This is a genomic window from Asaia krungthepensis NRIC 0535 (assembly GCF_025995175.1).
GTDB classification, from domain to species: Bacteria; Pseudomonadota; Alphaproteobacteria; order Acetobacterales; family Acetobacteraceae; genus Asaia; species Asaia krungthepensis.
In genome coordinates, this window is sequence record NZ_BAPV01000012.1 from 28077 (window position 1) to 43397 (window position 15321).

A 15321-nucleotide genomic window follows, 5' to 3' on the forward strand; every position below is an offset into this window, starting at 1 on the left:
AGGTTAGCGCAACGACGATCGGGCCAATGACCGTGCCATGCTCAGCAGGCGGCGAAGCGCGGGATTGTCGTTCTTCGCCGACCACAGGGCGCTAAAGGTCAACGTCTCGCCGACGATGGGGCGATAAACGATACCGGGAAAAGGGATGGAAGCGGTCGCCTCACTCGTCAGCGCCAGTCCGCGCCCCATCGCGACGAGCGGCAGCAAGGTATCGTGGCCGACGCCCTGCGGCTGAAGAGTGATGTCGTGTCCAGCTTCGATGAGGCGCTGGATGATCGCATCGCCCGCTTCCGGGTTCACCGCCGTCTGTCGCAGGAGGAAGCTTTCGCCTGCCAGCGATGGCCAGTCCAGCTCGGTTCGACCTGCGAGCTGGTGGCGTTCGGGGAGAGCCACGAACACCTGCTCGATCCAGAGCGGCGTGACCTCGCATCCCGGCCATGAGCGCGCACCGCCGACGAAGGCCAGGTCGAGATCCAGCCTGTTGACAGCGGCGGCATGGGTGGCGGTCTCGCCCTCGCGGAAATCGATGTCGACGCCGCCGTGGTGCAGGTCGTAGGTGCGGAACAGTTCGGCGAGAAACCCGGCTGCGAGCGACGGCGGGACGCCAACGCCGATCCGGCCGATCTCCGCTCGACCGATGGCGCCGACATCCTGAGCACTTTCGCGCATGTGCTGGAGCATTCCTTCCGCCCGCCGTCGAAAGCGCTGTCCGGCGAAAGTTAGCCGCACGCCGCCGTTATGGCGTTGGAACAGTGACGCGCCGAGCTGATCTTCCAGATCGCGGATGCGGCGGCTGATCGACGATTCCTGCACGCAGAGCGCAGCAGCCGCTTTGCGAAAACTGCCTTGTTCTGCGGCAGCGAGGAAGTAGCGCACATGGCGGAGTTCGATCCCTCGATGTGGCCACCTTTGTTCCACTATTCAGTCTTTCGCCAGTTTGCGGAAGATCATCACACCATCGACAATGGCAATCGCCGCCAGCACCGCCGCGAATAGAGTTGCCCCAAGCGAAAGCCCGGCCCTGTCGATGACAATCCCGGTTGCGACCGGCATCACACCGGCTGGGATATAGCCGCCAATGTTGAGGACGGCGTTCGCCTCTGCACGATGATTGCCGGGCACATGCAGCCCGATCAGCGTAAGGCCGCCGAGCTGCCCGAGGCCCTGTCCGCTTCCGGCGAGAAGCGCCGCGACGATCAGGGCCGCGGCGTCGGACGAGATCACAGCCAGTGCAATGCTCGCCATGGACAGGATCGTAGCCGTCGCGCCGTACAGGAATATGGTGCGCACAGCGAACTGACGGGCTGCGAACTGGACGCCGGTTGCGGTCAGGAACATGGCGCAGGCCATGCCTCCGGCGATCAGCGGGCTGGTGACGCCGAGCAGGTGCGACAATAGCGAGGGACCAAGCGCCAGCACGAACGATGTCGCGGTTATACCCGGCCCGAAAACCGCGATCCCGAACAGAAGGTGGCGGTGATTGGCGCGCGGCACGCGCGGCAGATGCAGCCGCCAGCCGTGATCGGCTTTCGTGCCGCGGTGCTTCAGCGGCAGGATCAGCACCACGACGAGCGCGGTCAGCAGTATAGCAAGCTCGACGGCAAAGATCGGGAGCACCGGCTCGGCCAGCGACAAGGCGATGCTACCGCCGAGCAGCGGCCCGAGACCCGCTCCGAGAACCATGGAGACCGACGCGATCAGGGAGGCTTGCCGTTTCCGGTTCGGCCCGCCGAGATCGACCACGGCCGCCATGCCCGCCGACACCACGACGCCGACGGCAACGCCCGAAAGGAACCGTGCGGCGATCAGCATGACCACCGAATGCGCGCTGGCGAAGAGCAGGCAAGCGACGAGTGCGGCCGCAAGGCCCGGCAACAATACGGGTTTGCGCCCGTATCGGTCGGAAAGTTGCCCTGCGACCAGCAAGGTCAGGAGAAGGCCGAGAATGTAGGCGGCAAAGATGACAGTCAGCGTGGCCGAAGAGAAGCCGATCGCGGCCTGCCAGCGCACATAGAGCGGGGTGGCCGAGTTCGAGAGAATGAACACGGCGGTGACGATCCACGCCGCCGCCCACATCCGCCAAGGTGGGTATTCGAAGGCGGACCACGCGAACAGCGGAGCCTGCTTATCCCTCATACACGATACCGTAGGTCAACGATTTTCGCTCGATCCTCGCGAAGCCAGCTTCACCCAGATGCATACCGGCGATCAGCAGATTGTCAGTGGCCACGCAGTCCAGCAGCCTTGATCGTGTCGTGGACGCGAGCGTCGCGTCCTGATCGAACGCGATCGAGACTTCCGGGCGCGGAATCTGGATCTCCGGGAAATGAACGATGTCGCCCCAGATCAGCAGGCTTTCGTCACCGGAATCGAGACGATAGCCGGTATGTCCCGCCGTATGCCCCGGCAGCGGCATTGCGGTGATGCCGGTCAGCACCTCGCGGCCCTCGAAGGTGCGCAGCCTGTCGCGGTAGCCGTCGAACGCCTGACGGGCGATGAGAAAATTGCCGCGCGCCCGCTCGCTGGCGCGGGCCAGGTTGCCATCGTCTCGCCAGAACGCGACCTCGCGTTCGTGGACGACAAGCTCGGCATTGGGGAAAGCGGCATGTCCCGATGCGTTCATCAACCCTCCGATATGATCGGGATGGGCGTGGGTCAGGAGGACAGCATCGATCGCGGAAGGATCGGCGCCCGCGCGCAACAGATTGCTCGCCAGCTTGCCGCCCCATTGCTTGATCCCGCCGGCGCCGGCATCGATGAGCACGGTGCGGCCGTGGCTGTGGACCAGGTAGCAGTTGATGTGGATGGCGGTTGGCTCCGTCGCTCCTGCGTCACGTTGCATCTGAAGCGCATCGATCGGATCGATGTTCGAGAGAGAGTCGAGGCTGGCGGTCAGGGAACCGTCACTGATCGCGGTAATCGTGACATCGCCGATTTGCTTGTTGGGAAAGATGAGAGGCGACATCGTGAGTCTCCGAAAGGTCGATCAATTACGGGCGTGAAGGCTTGAAGCCGTGTACCCGAAGCAGCGGATACGGGTGGTGAGGCCAGTCGCCTGCCGGATGGCGTCGTCGAGTTCCGCCATGAACCGTTCCATGATCTGCGGCGTGCGGAACTCGGCGAGCCGATAGCGGATGTCCGCGAAGATCGGGTGGCCGCGACCATGCCGGACGGGAACGTAGATGACATGCACGTTGTCGAGCGCCGCCTGAAGGGTGCCGGTGCAAAGTTCGGTGCAGCGGTCGGTCAGCTCCGAGAGCATCGCATCCGGCGGCATTGCCTCTGCGGGCAGGAAGATCGTGACGTTAGGCATCTCGATCCTGCCGTGCTGGCGCAGGGGCGCTGACATCGCTCTTCGTTAACTGCGCCGTCATCGCCTCATAAACATGAATGTCGTCCGGCAGCCGATCGATTGCCGACAGCCGGGCACGATCTATCCTGGCGAGCCAGCGCTGAGCCGGAAACTTTTCCAGCTCGACCGCCTGCATGGCGGATGGCGTAAGGCCCAGTCCGATCAACGATTGCGGGCCGATGGCGCTCACCGCCAGCACCTCGTCAGACCCCACAGCCGGCGCCCGGTCGAGGCCGTCATAGAGATTGCGGTGCCAGTCGGTGATGTGCTGTTGCCAGCGCGCGAAATTGCCGCCGCCCTTCCGGCGGTATTCTTCGCCGGTCAGCACGTCGAGGCCGTCGATCGTGTGCAGGGCGAGATAGACGGGGCAGCCACCGTGCAGCGCCTTGAGGCGTTGGGAGGTATGAAAACCGCTTACCGAGATGAGCGCCGGCAACTTGTCCAGGCTGTAAAAATCGTTCCACTCCGCCTCGCTGCCGGCATCGGCGAAGCTGCATTCCACTGTGTAGATCATCGGACCATCCTCGGCCGGGAGCGTGAAACGCCCCGCTTGTCTTTCGTTGATGTTTGGTCATGATAATCGCGCGATCTTCAGCTATATATCGATATTCCATCATGCTTCAGTGACTGAAAGTCACGCTGAGCCATATCGCGTTTCAGTCATTCCCGTGGAGACGACCATGCGCCGCAAGATTCCCAGCCATTCCGCGCTTATGGCGCTCGAGGCGGCGGCGCGTCACGGCAGCTTCGCGCGGGCGGCCGACGAACTGGCCCTGACCGAAGGCGCGATCAGCCGCCAGATCGGCCGGCTGGAAGCCTTTCTCGGCGTCACGCTGTTCGAGCGGGTCGGCAACCGCGTGCGGCTGCGGCCGAACGGTGAGCGTTACGCGGCGCAGGTGCGCGAAACGCTCGACCGGCTGGAACGCGACAGCCATTATCTGATGGGCCAGCCGGAAGACGGGGCGAGCCTCGACATCGCCATCCTCCCGACCTTCGCCACGCGCTGGCTCATCCCGCGCCTGAAGCGATTTCAGGAACGGCATCCCAACATCACCGTGCATCTCGCCGAGCGAATGGAGCCATTCGTTCTCGCCGGCAGCGGGTTCGACGCCGCTATCCATTTCGAGCACCAGGCCTGGACTGGGATGCGGACGCACCGTCTTCTGCACGAAGTGCTGGTGCCGGTCTGTCATCCGGCACTGATCGCGGGTCAAGACCCAGCGACAGCTCTCGATACGCTGCCGCGCCTTCATCGCCGCCAGAACCCGGACGCCTGGCGGCTTTATTCCGAGGAGACCGGGATCACCTTGACCAACCCCGCGATCGGCGCGCGCTACGATCTCCACGCCATGCTGATCGAAGCCGCGTTCGCCGGTCTCGGCGTCGCGCTGGTGCCACGTCTCTATGTCGAAGCGGAACTGGCCGATGGCCGGCTGGTCGCACCGTGGCCGGACGGAACCTCGATCTCCAAAGCCTTCTGCCTCGTGCTGCCCGAACCGATACGGTTGAGCGAGGGGCCGGTCCAGGCATTTGCCGAGTGGATCGTTGGCGAGGCAAAGGCCCCGCCGCGCTGATCTCATTCCCGCTCAAATCCGGATGCCGCCGAGCGTGAAGCCGCCATCGACGTTGATTTCTTGGCCGGTAACGAACAACGCATCGTCGGACAGGAGCCAGGCGACCGTGCCGGCGACATCCTCGGGGCGGCCGTTGCGGCCGAGGGGCGTGTGGGCGGCGAGCCGCGTTGCGAAGGCTGCGTCCAGATTCTCCTCCGCCATGCGCGTGAAGATGATGCCGGGATTGATGGCATTGACGCGGATGCCGCGCCCGCCCTCCTCGACGGCCAATGTGCGCATCAGCGCCAGCAGTGCGCCCTTGGTGCTGGCATAAGCGCCGACATTCGGCATGACGCCGACCGCCGTCCAGGAGGCGTTGATGACGATGGCTCCACCGTCGAGATGCGGCAGGCAGGCCTTGACGGACAGGAAGGTCCCTTTCAGGTTGACCGCCGCGAGCGCATCGAAATCCTCCGCCGTGGTTTCGCGCAGCGATTTGAGGTCGCCGAGCACGCCGGCATTGGCGAACAGCCCGTCGAGGCGTCCGTACCGTGCGAGGGTTTCCGCCACCGCGGCATTGGCGGCCCCGTCTTCAGAGATATCGCAGGCGAGCGCCAGCGCCTCGCCGCCCTTCGCTTCGATCTCGGTCGCTAACTCCCGCAATGGTTCTGCGCGGCGACCGAGCAGGCTAAGATTGGCGCCTTCCTCGGCGAGCCTGAGTGCGGTCGCGCGGCCCATGCCGGTACCGGCGCCGGTGATCAAAAGAGTTCTGTCTGCAAATCGCGGGGATGTCATGTCGTTCTTTCCGAAGGTTGGAGTGACGGCATGGAGTTTGATTGAATATCATATCAGTGATAATCGATGACTGAATTGGATTATTGAAAAGCAAAATTATCAAATGGATCTCTTCCGTGCCATGCGGACCTTCGTGTCCGTCGCTGAAGCCGGCTCAATGAGTGCGGCGGCGCCGGGGCTCGCCCTGACGCCCGCCATGGTCGGCCAGCATATCGCGGCGCTGGAGGAGCGGCTGGGCACGCGGCTGATCAACCGCACGACCCGGCGTCAGAGCCTGACCGCGTTCGGCGCCAGCTATCTCGACCAGTGCCGCGACATTCTGGAGCGCGTCGCCCTATCGGACCAGCAGGCTGAGACCTTGCAACGGGAACCGCGCGGCCTCCTGCGCGTCACCGCGCCCGTCACCTTCGGTGCCGAGGTCCTGATGGCCGCGCTCGGCCGCTATCGGGACATCGCACCGGCAGTCACGCTCGACATCGTGCTCACCGACCGCAATGTCGATCTGATCGAGGAGGGTTTCGACGTCGCCTTTCGCGTCGCGACACCGCCCGACGGGCGGCTGATCGCGCGCCGTCTCGCGGCCTATCGCATGGCGCTTTGTGCTTCCCCGGATTATCTCGCGCGGGCCGGCACGCCTGACCATCCCGCTGAGCTGGAAAGACACGACGCGATCCTGTTCACGCCCGCGGCGCGTTCGCCGTGGCGCCTGACGCGCGGCGATGAAATAGTCGAGGTTAATCCGCGCCCGGCGATCCAGGCCAATAGCGGCCAGGCAGTGCGTGTCGCGGCACAGGCCGGGCTCGGGATCATTCTCCAGCCTTTGATGCTTGTCGGCTCCGACATCGCCGCAGGTCGCCTCGTCCGCGTGCTGCCGGACTGGGTTCCGGGAGAACGCGCGGTGTCGCTGCTCTATTATCGCGACCGCCGCATGACGCCGCGCCTCTCCAGCTTCATCGCCTTCGCGATGAAGGAGTTTTCCGATCGCGGCTGAGCGTTAGCGCGCCTTGAGCGCGTCGATCGCCAGCTTAGGTGTCAGCACCGACAAGGCCGGGTTCGTTCCGGTGACGAGGCGGCCATTGGCGACGGCGAAGGGCTGGCAGTCCAGAACGATATCATATGCCCCGCCCAGCTCCCGCACGGGCTTCGAGCAGGAAGGGCTCCGCCACCCGCTCATCGTCCATATGCGGGTTTCCTGATGCGCGACGCCGGAGGGGTATAAGGAGTAACAACAGACAGCCGTTCGACCGGGCGTTACTGTTCCCGCTTCAAGGTCAGCAACAACCGAATCAATCCCGCACCCTTCGGGAGGGCATTTACTGTAGCGGCCTGACACGCCAATTGACGCTGGATAGCTACGTAAGAACGACTATAATAGCCGTAGTTCTGGCGTGCAGGCGGGCCGTGATGGCTGGTAATCGGCATGATTACCGCCCGACAATCACGGGCTGCACGCGCGTTGCTGGGTTGGACACAGGAGACGCTCGCTGACAAGGCCCGCATATCGCTGACCGCGCTCAAACGCCTCGAATCCGAAAGCGGCCTTGAGGTGTATGAGACCACGCGCGATCAGGTGCGCAGAGCGCTTGAAGCAGCCGGCATCGTTCTTCTGTCGACCGACCGGGGGCATGGAGTGTTGCTCGTCGATGACCGTGGGAAGCGGGACAGCTAGATTGGTCGCCGGTCGCGATGCCGTCGCGGCATCAAGCGATGCTAGTTCCGGCACCTCCAGGATGGAGGGACTATCGCTAGGATGCCCGCTTTGTGCGCCGCAGTGTGCGACACGCGGAGACAGGCGATGATCGATGCCTTCGAGGATACTGCACCTTCGGGCGACGATCTCACCGATTACGATCGGTCGCATATCAAGCTTTACATGCGGTTACTCGACGCGGCCACGGACGGCGCCGACTGGCGCGAGGCGGTGGAGATTCTGTTCGGGATCGATCCTACCCGCGAACCGGAGCGTGCCCGCCATGTCCATGACAGTCATCTCGCCCGCGCCCGCTGGATGACCCACACCGGCTACAAGCACCTGCTTCGCCTGCCGCGCGATTGAAGGAAGTCGCCACAACCGCCGTGATGCCTTTGCGGCAACGCGCGATGCCGGCCGGCAATCTTCCGAAAGCAACCACAACCCGGAATCGTATTCAGCTCGACTTGCGCGTGCTCTGCGGGGAGTTGAGTTGATGAAACCGGATACATCGCATTGGCGAGATCGTCGCAGTTACCAGTTCTTCGACGCCCTGACCATCGAAGGACTTGCCTGGGAATGTCTGCGTCGCGACGAACCTTATCAGGCTCTTTATCATAAGCTTGTGGACGCACAAGTCGAAGCCGAGCCTCTGCCGCAGGATGCCGAACGACGATGGGGGTTGCGATTTCGCGGCCCGGCCCGCGCTGCCTGCGACAGACCAGCCGGTGTTCTGGTCGCCCACGGCCGATCCGGCGATCCTCATCGTCACGCAGCGGCCCGAGCTTCTGCCGCCGGCTTCGTCCCCGTCGCGGCCGGATTTCGGCGCCGCACGCGATAGCCCGGAGGGCCGTCACGCTATCGACGATGCTGGGCAAATGCAGTTCGTGCTGCTGCCCGGCTCCGATCCGACTCTCGCCATCGCCGCGCTCATCCCATTCGACGAGCATACGCTCGACCGGATCGAGGCGGCTGCGCGGGCATGGCGCGCCTGGAACGGCCGCGTCGTGCCGCGCGACACCCGTATAACGCCCGATCAGCGGCGTCGATTGTGCCTCAAGCTTCAGGCCGCCGATGGCCGTATGAACGGCGCCAGCTATCGCGAGATCGCCGTCGCGATCTTCGGCGAGGCGCGCGTCGCCGCCGAGCCGTGGAAGACATCCTCGCTGCGCGACACGGTGATCGAACTGGTTGAAGGCGGCTTCAACCTGATCGCCGGCGGTTATCTCGATCTGCTTCGTCATCGCCGCCGATCCTAACGGCTCCAACCTGGACGCGGGGGTGGGGATTTTCGCCCCCCTTAAGTTCCCCATCCCCCCAGAAGGCTTCCCTCCGCCACCGTGGTCGCCGTCCGCCGCTGATCCGCAGCGGCCGCCCTGACCCTCACGGAGGCCCGATCCATGCGACCCGATCTCGCCGTTTTGCCGCCGCGCTTCCTGCGCACCAAGGAAGCCGCCGAGTTTCTTAGTCTCTCCGCCCGCACGCTGGAGAAGCACCGGACCTACGGGACGGGCCCCGCCTATCGCAAGCTCGGCGGGCGCGTCGTCTATGCCGTCGACGATCTCGAAGCCTGGGCCGCGCGCGGGGCCGTGACCTCAACCTCCGATCCGCGTGGAAAGGTGCTGCCGGCCAAGCGGCAGGCGCTGCCCGCCGTTCCGCAACCCGGCCGCTTCGCGCGCTGATCGCGGTCGGTTTCCGTAATGGCGGCGCGGCATCGGTCCCTTTCGGAGCGCGGACAGCTCGACCTGTTCCGGGCGCTCCCCGGCGACTTCGCGCCACGAGACGCGCAGGATCTCATGGCCTATCCGTTCTTCTCCCTGTCCAAATCCCATCGCGTCGCACCGATCGATTTCGTCGCCGGCAAGGTGTCGATCCGGGTCGAGGCCGTGCCCGATCACGGCATGGCGACCATCTGGGACGCCGACATCCTGATCTGGGCGGCAAGCCAGATCGTCGAAGCCCGCGACGCCGGGCTTCGCACCTCGCGGCTGATGGCCGCCACCCCTTACGAAATCCTCCGCTTCATCGGTCGCGGCACGTCTTTGCGCGACTATCAGCGCCTGAAGGCCGCGCTCGACCGGCTCCAGTCCACCACGGTCTCGACCACGATCCGCCAGCCCCTCGAAGGTCGCCGGCATCGTTTCTCCTGGATCAACGAGTGGAAGGAACGCACCGACCGCAATGGTCGGCCCGACGGCATCGAGATGATCGTGCCGGACTGGTTTTATCAGGCCGTGCTCGACGACGCGCTCGTGCTGACCATCGACCGGGCCTATTTCGATCTGACGGGCGGGCTGGAGCGATGGCTCTACCGGATCGTGCGCAAGCATGGCGGGCGGCAACGCCGGGGTTGGCGCTTCGACTTCCGTCATCTGCACCAGAAATCCGGCAGCCTGTCGCCGTTCAAGCGTTTCGCCTTCGAGCTGCGCGACATCATCCGCCGCCAGCCGCTGCCGGGCTACACGCTGTTCACGGAGGTCGAGATCGGCGGACGGGTGCTGCTCGCCTTCGAGCCATCGGCGCCCTGTGGAAAACCTGTGGAAGCCCTCGTGCCATCCGGAACCCGGATCGGCGTGCCATCGGGAACCGGCCTGCCGTGCCATCGGGAACCCAAACAGGGTCTAACCCATGGCACCAGAACGGAAATCCGCGCCCTTAACTTAAAATCTAACATAGATTCTAACTCTGAAGAGCGCGCGCGCGAGGTGGAAAACCTCATCCGTGACGCCGCAAAAAGCCTTCGAGGGGCAGGCAAGACACCCAGATCGAAGCCTGCCGACAGGCTGACCGCCCCGCTGCTTCCCCTCCCGGAAACGGGAGGCAAGCCATGATCGTCGCACTCCTCAATCAGAAGGGCGGAGTCGGCAAGACGACGCTGGCGCTGAATCTCGCAGGCGCATGGGCGCGGCAGGGCAAGCGCGTCACCCTGATTGATGCGGACCCGCAAGGATCGGCGCTGGACTGGTCGCAGCAGCGGGCACGAGAAGGCTTGCCGCGCCTGTTCGGTGTCGTCGGCCTGGCGCGCGACACGCTGCACCGGGAAGCCCCGGAGCTGGCCCGCGACGCCGACATGATCGTCATCGACGGGCCGCCGCGTGTCGCTGCCCTGATGCGCTCGGCGCTGCTCGCATCCGATCTCGTGTTGATCCCGGTGCAGCCGTCGCCGCTCGACGGCTGGGCCTCGGCCGAGATGCTGGCGCTCGTCACCGAGGCGCGCATCTACCGGCCGGAGCTGGCCGCCCGCTTCGTACTCAACCGCTGCGGCGCGCGCACCGTGCTCGCCCGCGAAACCGCCGAGACGCTGGCCGATCACGATCCGCCGGTGCTGACCGCCACCATCGGCCAGCGCGTGGCTTTCGCGGTCGCCGCGCAGTCGGGACGGCTGGCGTCCGAACTGGACGACGACACGCCCGCCGCGCGCGAGATCGGGGCGCTGGCCGGCGAGATCGACCGCCTTCGGATCGGGAGGACGACGCGATGAGCGAGCGTCCGACCCGTCGCGGTTTCGCCGCCCGGCCTGCCGATCCCGAACATTGGATCAAGGCAGCGGAGGTTCCTGCGCGCGACGGCGATGCAGCCGGTTTCACCGCGCGGCTCACCATCGACGTGACGCCCGAGCTGCGCGGCCGGATCAAGATCGCCGCGTTCCGGCGCGGCGTTACGGTCGCCGACATGCTGCGCGAGTTGCTCGCGCGCGAATTCCCAACCACCGAAGGAGACCCCTCATGACCGGCAACGCGGCTCCCCGCGTGCGCGGCGGCCCCGTGCCGATCGCGCAGCATTCCGACAACCTCACCTATGTCGAACTGACCTGGGTGGAAAAGAAGATCGAAAACTGGATCAGGTTCGGCCGCGAGGCGCGCGAAACCATCCTCGACCGTCGCAGTCGCGTGCTGGCATTCCGGCCCGGCAGCATCTTCGCCTTCGTCCGCTGGGCGTCCAACGACTTCGGCACGATCATCTCGCGCATCGACATCGTGCGCGCCGTCGAGCCGGGCGAAGCCTATCAGACGCTGCCCTTCGTGCGCCCCGGTGGCGACATCCTCCTGAAGATCGACGGCTGGCCGAAGGTGCAGCAGGTGCTCCGCCACATCGACGCGGTGGAGGATGCCGGTGTCGATCTTCACGCGGTGTCTCCCGACCACTGGCGGCACGTCCATCACCGGCTGACCGCCGGCCACGAGCCGCGCGCCTACACGAAAGAGCGGCATCAGGCGTGGCTCAAGCGGCGGGAGATCGAGGGATGACCCGCTTCGGCTATGTCATGGTGACGTATTTTGCGACGATGGGCGTCGCCATCGCGTCCTTCGTTCCGGTTCCGCTACGCCTCGTCTGGAACGCTTCCGCCAGCGTGGCCGTAGGTCTCTACGATCTCGATCCGCCGCGCGGTCTCCATGTCGGCGATGTGGTCGCCGTCATGCCGGACAAGCCGCTCGCCGATTTCATGGTCGAGCGCGGCTATATCGGTCGCGGCGTCCCGCTGATGAAGCATGTCGCGGCTCTTCCCGGTCAACGGGTCTGCCGTTACGGCAACACCGTGACCGTCGATGCCGTGCCGCTGGGCGACGCGCTCGACCACGATCGGCGTGGGCGCGAACTGCCCGTCTGGCAGGGCTGCCAGCGCATCGCCGACGGTCAGGTTTTCCTCATGAACCCGACCGTGCCGGACAGTCTCGACGGCCGCTATTTCGGCCCGATCCCGGCGCGCACCGTCATCGGCAAGGCCAAGCCGCTCTACACCGACGAAGCCGGCGATGGCCGTTTCGTCTGGCGCGCCGCCACGCACTGACTCGCTTCCCGTCGGCGGGAGCGGTGCTCGCCGACGGGGTTACTCAACGCCACCGCCAAGGAAACTGTCATGCCGCAAATCGGCACATTCACGCACGACGACGATGGCATTGTCTTCGTCGGACACCTGACGACGCTCATGCTGGCGCAGGACATTCTCATCGTCGCGGCCGAGCCGTCCGACGCCGAGAACGCGCCTCAGTATCGCGTCCACATCGTCGATGGCGAGACCGGCGAACCGGGCGCGGAGATCGGCGCCGGCTGGAAACGCACCGGCGAGAAGGCCGGCGAATACGTCGCTGTCCTGCTCGACGATCCGAGCTTCGCCCAGCCGATCCGCGCCAACCTGTTCCGCGACGACGACGCCGGAACCCATTGGTCGCTGCACTGGAACCGCCCCGCCAAACGCGACGGGAAGGACTAACATCATGCGCAGCACCGTCCTCCTTCTCCTTACCGGCCTGTCCTTCGCCATCACGCCGATGCCGGCCGCTCTCGCACAACCGGCGCCGGCGCAGCGGCAGGCCGCGAGCGATCCCTATGCCGCGCACATCGCCGAAGCCTCGCAGCGGTTCGGCGTTCCGGCGGCGTGGATCAGGGCGGTGCTGCGCACGGAGAGCGCGGGCGATCCGCGCGCGGTGTCGTCCGCCGGTGCGATCGGGCTGATGCAGATCATGCCCGATACCTGGGCGGATCTGCGCGCCCGGCATCGGCTCGGCGGCGATCCCTACGACCCGCGCGACAATATCCTCGCGGGCACGGCTTACCTGCGCGAACTGCACGATCGCTACGGCAGCGTCACCGCCATGCTCGCCGCCTACAATGCCGGTCCCGGCCGCTATGAGGCGTCGCTGTCCGGTCGACCGCTGCCCGCTGAAACACGCGCCTATATCGCTGCCATCGCCCCGGTCATCGACGGTGGCGGGCCTATCGCGCCCATCATGGTCGCGGCAGCCGACCCGCTGGCATGGACTCATGCGCCGCTCTTCGTCGCGCAGCCGGATCGCGCTTCCCCCGCCGATCCCGTGCAGGCCGAGCGCCGGTCAAACGACGCTTCGCCGCCGCCGCCGGTGCGCGATGTGTCCGCCATCGCGCCGCAGTCCGGCGGTCTGTTCGTCGCTCGCGCGGATACGGGGACGATGCGATGAGCGCGCGGGTTCCCGATCGCACGATGGCGGGCGCTGGCGTGGACTGGAGCGCGCGGAGGTGGGACGCAGGCAACACGACCGAAGGATGGCGAGATAAAAGAGCGCACCTTGCGCTTCGGTCGGTCGGTTGTTTTTGCTGGGTTTTCCGGCGTCTCGCGCACCTTGCGCCGCTCATGGGCAATGTGCGGCGCAGACCCAACCCCCTGTATCTGCGCGATATTTCGCACATTGCGGGGCCGCGCCATGTCCGATGAGCGCGAGTTTCGCATCCGGCCCGGCCGCGTTCGCTCATCGGGCGCGCAGCGCGTCCGGCCCTTCGTCGCGCAGGCGCTGGCGGCGGCGCGCAAGGCCGGCGGCACCGTCTCGCGCTCGGGCCGGATCAGCCCCGGCAACCGTTCGCGCTTCGGGCGGGGTCGCACCGCGAGCATCCAGGCGAACCGGCTCCTCACCGGCCGCTCGCGCATCGTCGTCATCAAGACCCGCGTGGTCCGCCACGGCCAGCGCGCAGCGCCGCTCTCCGCCCATCTCACCTATCTGCGCCGCGAGGGCGTGACCCGAGACGGGGAGAAGGCGCGGCTATTCGGGCCGGAGGTCGAGGCGGCGGACGCCGGGGCGTTCGCCGAGCGCTGCGTCGATGACCGCCATCACTTCCGCTTCATCGTCTCGCCGGAGGATGCGGCTGATCTCGCCGACCTCAAGACCTATGCCCGTGAGCTGATGGGCCAGATGGAGAAGGACCTCGGCACGAAACTCGATTGGGTCGGCGTCGATCACTGGAACACCGATAATCCTCACGTCCATATCATCCTGCGCGGCCGCGCCGATGACGGGCAGGATCTCGTCATCGCCCGCGATTACATCAAGGAAGGGATGCGCGCCCGCGCCGCCGATCTCGTCACTCAGGAATTGGGGCCGCGCACCGATCTCGACATCGGCCGCGATCTGGAGCGGCAGGTCGAGGCCGAGCGCTGGACCCGGCTCGACCGCCAGCTTGTCCGCGACGGCCGCGATGGCGTCGTCGACATGGCTCCGGCGCATGATCGCCAGCCTGACGACTATCACGCCCAGAAGATCGGTCGCCTTCGCAAGCTGGAGCGTCTCGGCCTCGCCGCCGAGGTCGGTCCCGGCCAGTGGGTGATCGACGACAAGGCCGAGGCGACCTTGCGCGAACTCGGCGAGCGTGGCGACATCATCAAGCGGATGCACCGGGCGCTGACCGAGCGTGGCATCGAGCGCGGCTCGGCCAGCTATGTGCTGGCGGGCGAAAGCCTCGACGTTCCCGTCATCGGCCGGCTGGTCGATCGCGGGTTGGACGATGAGCTGAGGGGCACCGCCTACGCCGTGGTCGATGGCGTCGACGGGCGAACCCACCACATCAAGCTGCCCGACCTCGATGCCGCCGGCGACAGCACTCCCGGCTCTATCGTCGAGCTGCGCCGGTTCGATGATGCGCGGGGTGAACGCCGCGTCGCCATTGCCGTTCGCTCCGATCTCGACATCGACCGCCAGATCACGGCGTCGGGCGCCACCTGGCTCGACCGGCAGAACATCGCCCGCGAGCCGGTCGCCCTGTCTGATGGCGGTTTCGGCGCCGAGGTGCGTCACGCGCTCGGCGCCCGCGCCGAACATCTGGTTGAACAGGGTTTCGCCGAACGCAGCGGCCAGCGCGTCACCTTTAGTCGCAACCTGATCGACACGCTGCGCGCCCACGAGCTGGACGCGCTGGGCGAGAAGCTCTCGGCCGAGACCGGCCAGTCCTTCAATCGCCCAGGCGGCGGCGAATATGTCGCCGGCACCTACCGCCAGCGTCTCACGCTGGCCTCCGGCCGCTTCGCCATGATCGACGACGGCATGAGCTTCCAGCTCGTGCCCTGGACGCCCTCCCTCGAAAAGCAACTCGGCCGTCACGTCTCCGGCGTCGCCCGCGACGATGGCGGCGTCGACTGGAGTTTCGGCCGCAAGCGCGGCCTCGGCCTTTAACTTCCCTCCCGCGAA

At 66.0% G+C, this 15321-nt stretch carries 21 protein-coding genes and 1 pseudogene; 15 read left to right on the plus strand and 7 right to left on the minus strand.

The features are described 5' to 3' along the window. Positions 1-3 precede the first annotated feature (3 nt). The 5 genes from AA0535_RS07815 to AA0535_RS07835 are packed head-to-tail and all read right to left on the minus strand — an operon-like array spanning position 4 to position 3866. A complete protein-coding gene (locus AA0535_RS07815) occupies positions 4-876 on the minus strand; it encodes a LysR family transcriptional regulator (protein ID WP_264815392.1) in 873 nt (290 codons plus the stop codon). Positions 877-921: 45 nt separating this feature from the next. Next, positions 922-2136 carry an MFS transporter gene (locus tag AA0535_RS07820; RefSeq protein ID WP_264815394.1) on the minus strand — a complete coding sequence of 405 codons (1215 nt, stop codon included), beginning with the start codon at positions 2134-2136 and terminating at the stop codon, positions 922-924. Next, complete coding sequence (locus AA0535_RS07825) at positions 2126-2965, minus strand: MBL fold metallo-hydrolase (protein WP_264815395.1); 840 nt, start codon at positions 2963-2965, stop codon at positions 2126-2128. The genes AA0535_RS07820 and AA0535_RS07825 overlap by 11 nt, the downstream gene beginning before the upstream one ends. Positions 2966-2986: 21 nt before the next feature. Further along, a complete protein-coding gene (locus tag AA0535_RS07830) occupies positions 2987-3313 on the minus strand; it encodes a hypothetical protein (RefSeq protein ID WP_264815396.1) in 327 nt (108 codons plus the stop codon). Next, positions 3306-3866, minus strand: coding sequence for a sugar ABC transporter (locus AA0535_RS07835; RefSeq protein ID WP_264815397.1), 561 nt, complete (start codon positions 3864-3866; stop codon positions 3306-3308). The genes AA0535_RS07830 and AA0535_RS07835 overlap by 8 nt, the downstream gene beginning before the upstream one ends. A gap of 166 nt (positions 3867-4032) precedes the next feature. Here AA0535_RS07835 and AA0535_RS07840 point away from each other — a divergent pair, with 166 nt between their 5' ends. Then, on the plus strand, positions 4033-4926 hold the full coding sequence (locus tag AA0535_RS07840) for a LysR substrate-binding domain-containing protein (RefSeq protein ID WP_264815398.1): 894 nt from the start codon (positions 4033-4035) through the stop codon (positions 4924-4926). A gap of 12 nt (positions 4927-4938) precedes the next feature. On the opposite strand, the gene AA0535_RS07845 is transcribed toward AA0535_RS07840, so the two are convergent. Continuing rightward, the gene (locus AA0535_RS07845) at positions 4939-5700 is read right to left on the minus strand and encodes an SDR family NAD(P)-dependent oxidoreductase (RefSeq protein ID WP_264815399.1); all 762 of its coding nucleotides are present in this window, start codon (positions 5698-5700) and stop codon (positions 4939-4941) included. Positions 5701-5821: 121 nt separating this feature from the next. On the opposite strand from AA0535_RS07845, the gene AA0535_RS07850 reads away from it, so the two are divergent. Then, positions 5822-6691, plus strand: coding sequence for a LysR family transcriptional regulator (locus tag AA0535_RS07850; protein WP_264815400.1), 870 nt, complete (start codon positions 5822-5824; stop codon positions 6689-6691). A 3-nt stretch (positions 6692-6694) separates the two neighbouring features. Here the strand turns inward: AA0535_RS07850 and AA0535_RS07855 are convergent, their stop codons facing one another. Then, on the minus strand, positions 6695-6874 hold the full coding sequence (locus AA0535_RS07855; RefSeq protein ID WP_264815401.1) for a hypothetical protein: 180 nt from the start codon (positions 6872-6874) through the stop codon (positions 6695-6697). Positions 6875-7120: 246 nt separating this feature from the next. Here AA0535_RS07855 and AA0535_RS07860 point away from each other — a divergent pair, with 246 nt between their 5' ends. The 13 genes and pseudogenes from AA0535_RS07860 to AA0535_RS07915 all read left to right on the plus strand — a co-directional run bounded on the left by AA0535_RS07860 (position 7121) and on the right by AA0535_RS07915 (position 15306). Further along, positions 7121-7369 (plus strand): helix-turn-helix domain-containing protein, encoded by a 249-nt coding sequence (locus AA0535_RS07860; protein ID WP_264815402.1) that lies wholly within the window; start codon positions 7121-7123, stop codon positions 7367-7369. A 126-nt stretch (positions 7370-7495) separates the two neighbouring features. Further along, complete coding sequence (locus AA0535_RS07865) at positions 7496-7756, plus strand: DUF2285 domain-containing protein (protein ID WP_264815403.1); 261 nt, start codon at positions 7496-7498, stop codon at positions 7754-7756. Positions 7757-7886: 130 nt separating this feature from the next. Continuing rightward, a pseudogene (locus tag AA0535_RS15760) lies at positions 7887-8024 on the plus strand (transcriptional regulator domain-containing protein); the annotation flags it as partial. Between the two features lie 28 nt (positions 8025-8052). Continuing rightward, the gene (locus tag AA0535_RS07870; RefSeq protein WP_264815404.1) at positions 8053-8649 is read left to right on the plus strand and encodes a DUF2285 domain-containing protein; all 597 of its coding nucleotides are present in this window, start codon (positions 8053-8055) and stop codon (positions 8647-8649) included. Between the two features lie 141 nt (positions 8650-8790). Next, on the plus strand, positions 8791-9072 hold the full coding sequence (locus AA0535_RS07875; RefSeq protein WP_264815405.1) for a helix-turn-helix transcriptional regulator: 282 nt from the start codon (positions 8791-8793) through the stop codon (positions 9070-9072). 18 nt (positions 9073-9090) lie between these two features. Next, positions 9091-10221 carry a replication initiator protein A gene (locus AA0535_RS07880; protein ID WP_264815406.1) on the plus strand — a complete coding sequence of 377 codons (1131 nt, stop codon included), beginning with the start codon at positions 9091-9093 and terminating at the stop codon, positions 10219-10221. Further along, entirely contained in the window at positions 10218-10871 is a 654-nt protein-coding gene (gene parA / locus AA0535_RS07885; protein ID WP_264815408.1) for a ParA family partition ATPase, read from the plus strand. The genes AA0535_RS07880 and parA overlap by 4 nt, the downstream gene beginning before the upstream one ends. Next, positions 10868-11119, plus strand: a complete 252-nt coding sequence (locus tag AA0535_RS07890) for a ribbon-helix-helix protein (RefSeq protein WP_264815409.1) — start codon at positions 10868-10870, stop codon at positions 11117-11119. The genes parA and AA0535_RS07890 overlap by 4 nt, the downstream gene beginning before the upstream one ends. Further along, a complete protein-coding gene (locus AA0535_RS07895) occupies positions 11116-11637 on the plus strand; it encodes a DUF2840 domain-containing protein (protein WP_264815410.1) in 522 nt (173 codons plus the stop codon). The genes AA0535_RS07890 and AA0535_RS07895 overlap by 4 nt, the downstream gene beginning before the upstream one ends. Beyond that, entirely contained in the window at positions 11634-12179 is a 546-nt protein-coding gene (locus AA0535_RS07900; RefSeq protein ID WP_264815582.1) for a S26 family signal peptidase, read from the plus strand. Before AA0535_RS07895 ends, AA0535_RS07900 begins: the two co-directional genes overlap by 4 nt. A 69-nt stretch (positions 12180-12248) precedes the next feature. Next, complete coding sequence (locus AA0535_RS07905) at positions 12249-12602, plus strand: DUF736 domain-containing protein (RefSeq protein WP_264815411.1); 354 nt, start codon at positions 12249-12251, stop codon at positions 12600-12602. Between the two features lie 58 nt (positions 12603-12660). Further along, positions 12661-13326 (plus strand): lytic transglycosylase domain-containing protein, encoded by a 666-nt coding sequence (locus tag AA0535_RS07910; protein WP_264815583.1) that lies wholly within the window; start codon positions 12661-12663, stop codon positions 13324-13326. A gap of 243 nt (positions 13327-13569) precedes the next feature. Next, positions 13570-15306 (plus strand): relaxase/mobilization nuclease domain-containing protein, encoded by a 1737-nt coding sequence (locus AA0535_RS07915; protein ID WP_264815413.1) that lies wholly within the window; start codon positions 13570-13572, stop codon positions 15304-15306. The last annotated feature ends 15 nt before the right edge of the window (positions 15307-15321 follow it).

What these genes read in the sequence shown, in the direction of transcription:
- AA0535_RS07820 (WP_264815394.1), bottom strand. Translation starts at nt 2,136, where the DNA reads ATGAGGGATAAGCAGGCTCCGCTGTTCGCGTGGTCCGCCTTCGAATAC.
- AA0535_RS07825 (WP_264815395.1), bottom strand. Translation starts at nt 2,965, where the DNA reads ATGTCGCCTCTCATCTTTCCCAACAAGCAAATCGGCGATGTCACGATT.
- AA0535_RS07830 (WP_264815396.1), bottom strand. Translation starts at nt 3,313, where the DNA reads ATGCCTAACGTCACGATCTTCCTGCCCGCAGAGGCAATGCCGCCGGAT.
- AA0535_RS07835 (WP_264815397.1), bottom strand. Translation starts at nt 3,866, where the DNA reads ATGATCTACACAGTGGAATGCAGCTTCGCCGATGCCGGCAGCGAGGCG.
- AA0535_RS07840 (WP_264815398.1), top strand. Translation starts at nt 4,033, where the DNA reads ATGCGCCGCAAGATTCCCAGCCATTCCGCGCTTATGGCGCTCGAGGCG.
- AA0535_RS07845 (WP_264815399.1), bottom strand. Translation starts at nt 5,700, where the DNA reads ATGACATCCCCGCGATTTGCAGACAGAACTCTTTTGATCACCGGCGCC.
- AA0535_RS07850 (WP_264815400.1), top strand. Translation starts at nt 5,822, where the DNA reads ATGCGGACCTTCGTGTCCGTCGCTGAAGCCGGCTCAATGAGTGCGGCG.
- AA0535_RS07855 (WP_264815401.1), bottom strand. Translation starts at nt 6,874, where the DNA reads ATGAGCGGGTGGCGGAGCCCTTCCTGCTCGAAGCCCGTGCGGGAGCTG.
- AA0535_RS07860 (WP_264815402.1), top strand. Translation starts at nt 7,121, where the DNA reads ATGATTACCGCCCGACAATCACGGGCTGCACGCGCGTTGCTGGGTTGG.
- AA0535_RS07865 (WP_264815403.1), top strand. Translation starts at nt 7,496, where the DNA reads ATGATCGATGCCTTCGAGGATACTGCACCTTCGGGCGACGATCTCACC.
- AA0535_RS07870 (WP_264815404.1), top strand. Translation starts at nt 8,053, where the DNA reads ATGCCGAACGACGATGGGGGTTGCGATTTCGCGGCCCGGCCCGCGCTG.
- AA0535_RS07875 (WP_264815405.1), top strand. Translation starts at nt 8,791, where the DNA reads ATGCGACCCGATCTCGCCGTTTTGCCGCCGCGCTTCCTGCGCACCAAG.
- AA0535_RS07880 (WP_264815406.1), top strand. Translation starts at nt 9,091, where the DNA reads ATGGCGGCGCGGCATCGGTCCCTTTCGGAGCGCGGACAGCTCGACCTG.
- parA (WP_264815408.1), top strand. Translation starts at nt 10,218, where the DNA reads ATGATCGTCGCACTCCTCAATCAGAAGGGCGGAGTCGGCAAGACGACG.
- AA0535_RS07890 (WP_264815409.1), top strand. Translation starts at nt 10,868, where the DNA reads ATGAGCGAGCGTCCGACCCGTCGCGGTTTCGCCGCCCGGCCTGCCGAT.
- AA0535_RS07895 (WP_264815410.1), top strand. Translation starts at nt 11,116, where the DNA reads ATGACCGGCAACGCGGCTCCCCGCGTGCGCGGCGGCCCCGTGCCGATC.
- AA0535_RS07900 (WP_264815582.1), top strand. Translation starts at nt 11,634, where the DNA reads ATGACCCGCTTCGGCTATGTCATGGTGACGTATTTTGCGACGATGGGC.
- AA0535_RS07905 (WP_264815411.1), top strand. Translation starts at nt 12,249, where the DNA reads ATGCCGCAAATCGGCACATTCACGCACGACGACGATGGCATTGTCTTC.
- AA0535_RS07910 (WP_264815583.1), top strand. Translation starts at nt 12,661, where the DNA reads ATGCCGGCCGCTCTCGCACAACCGGCGCCGGCGCAGCGGCAGGCCGCG.
- AA0535_RS07915 (WP_264815413.1), top strand. Translation starts at nt 13,570, where the DNA reads ATGTCCGATGAGCGCGAGTTTCGCATCCGGCCCGGCCGCGTTCGCTCA.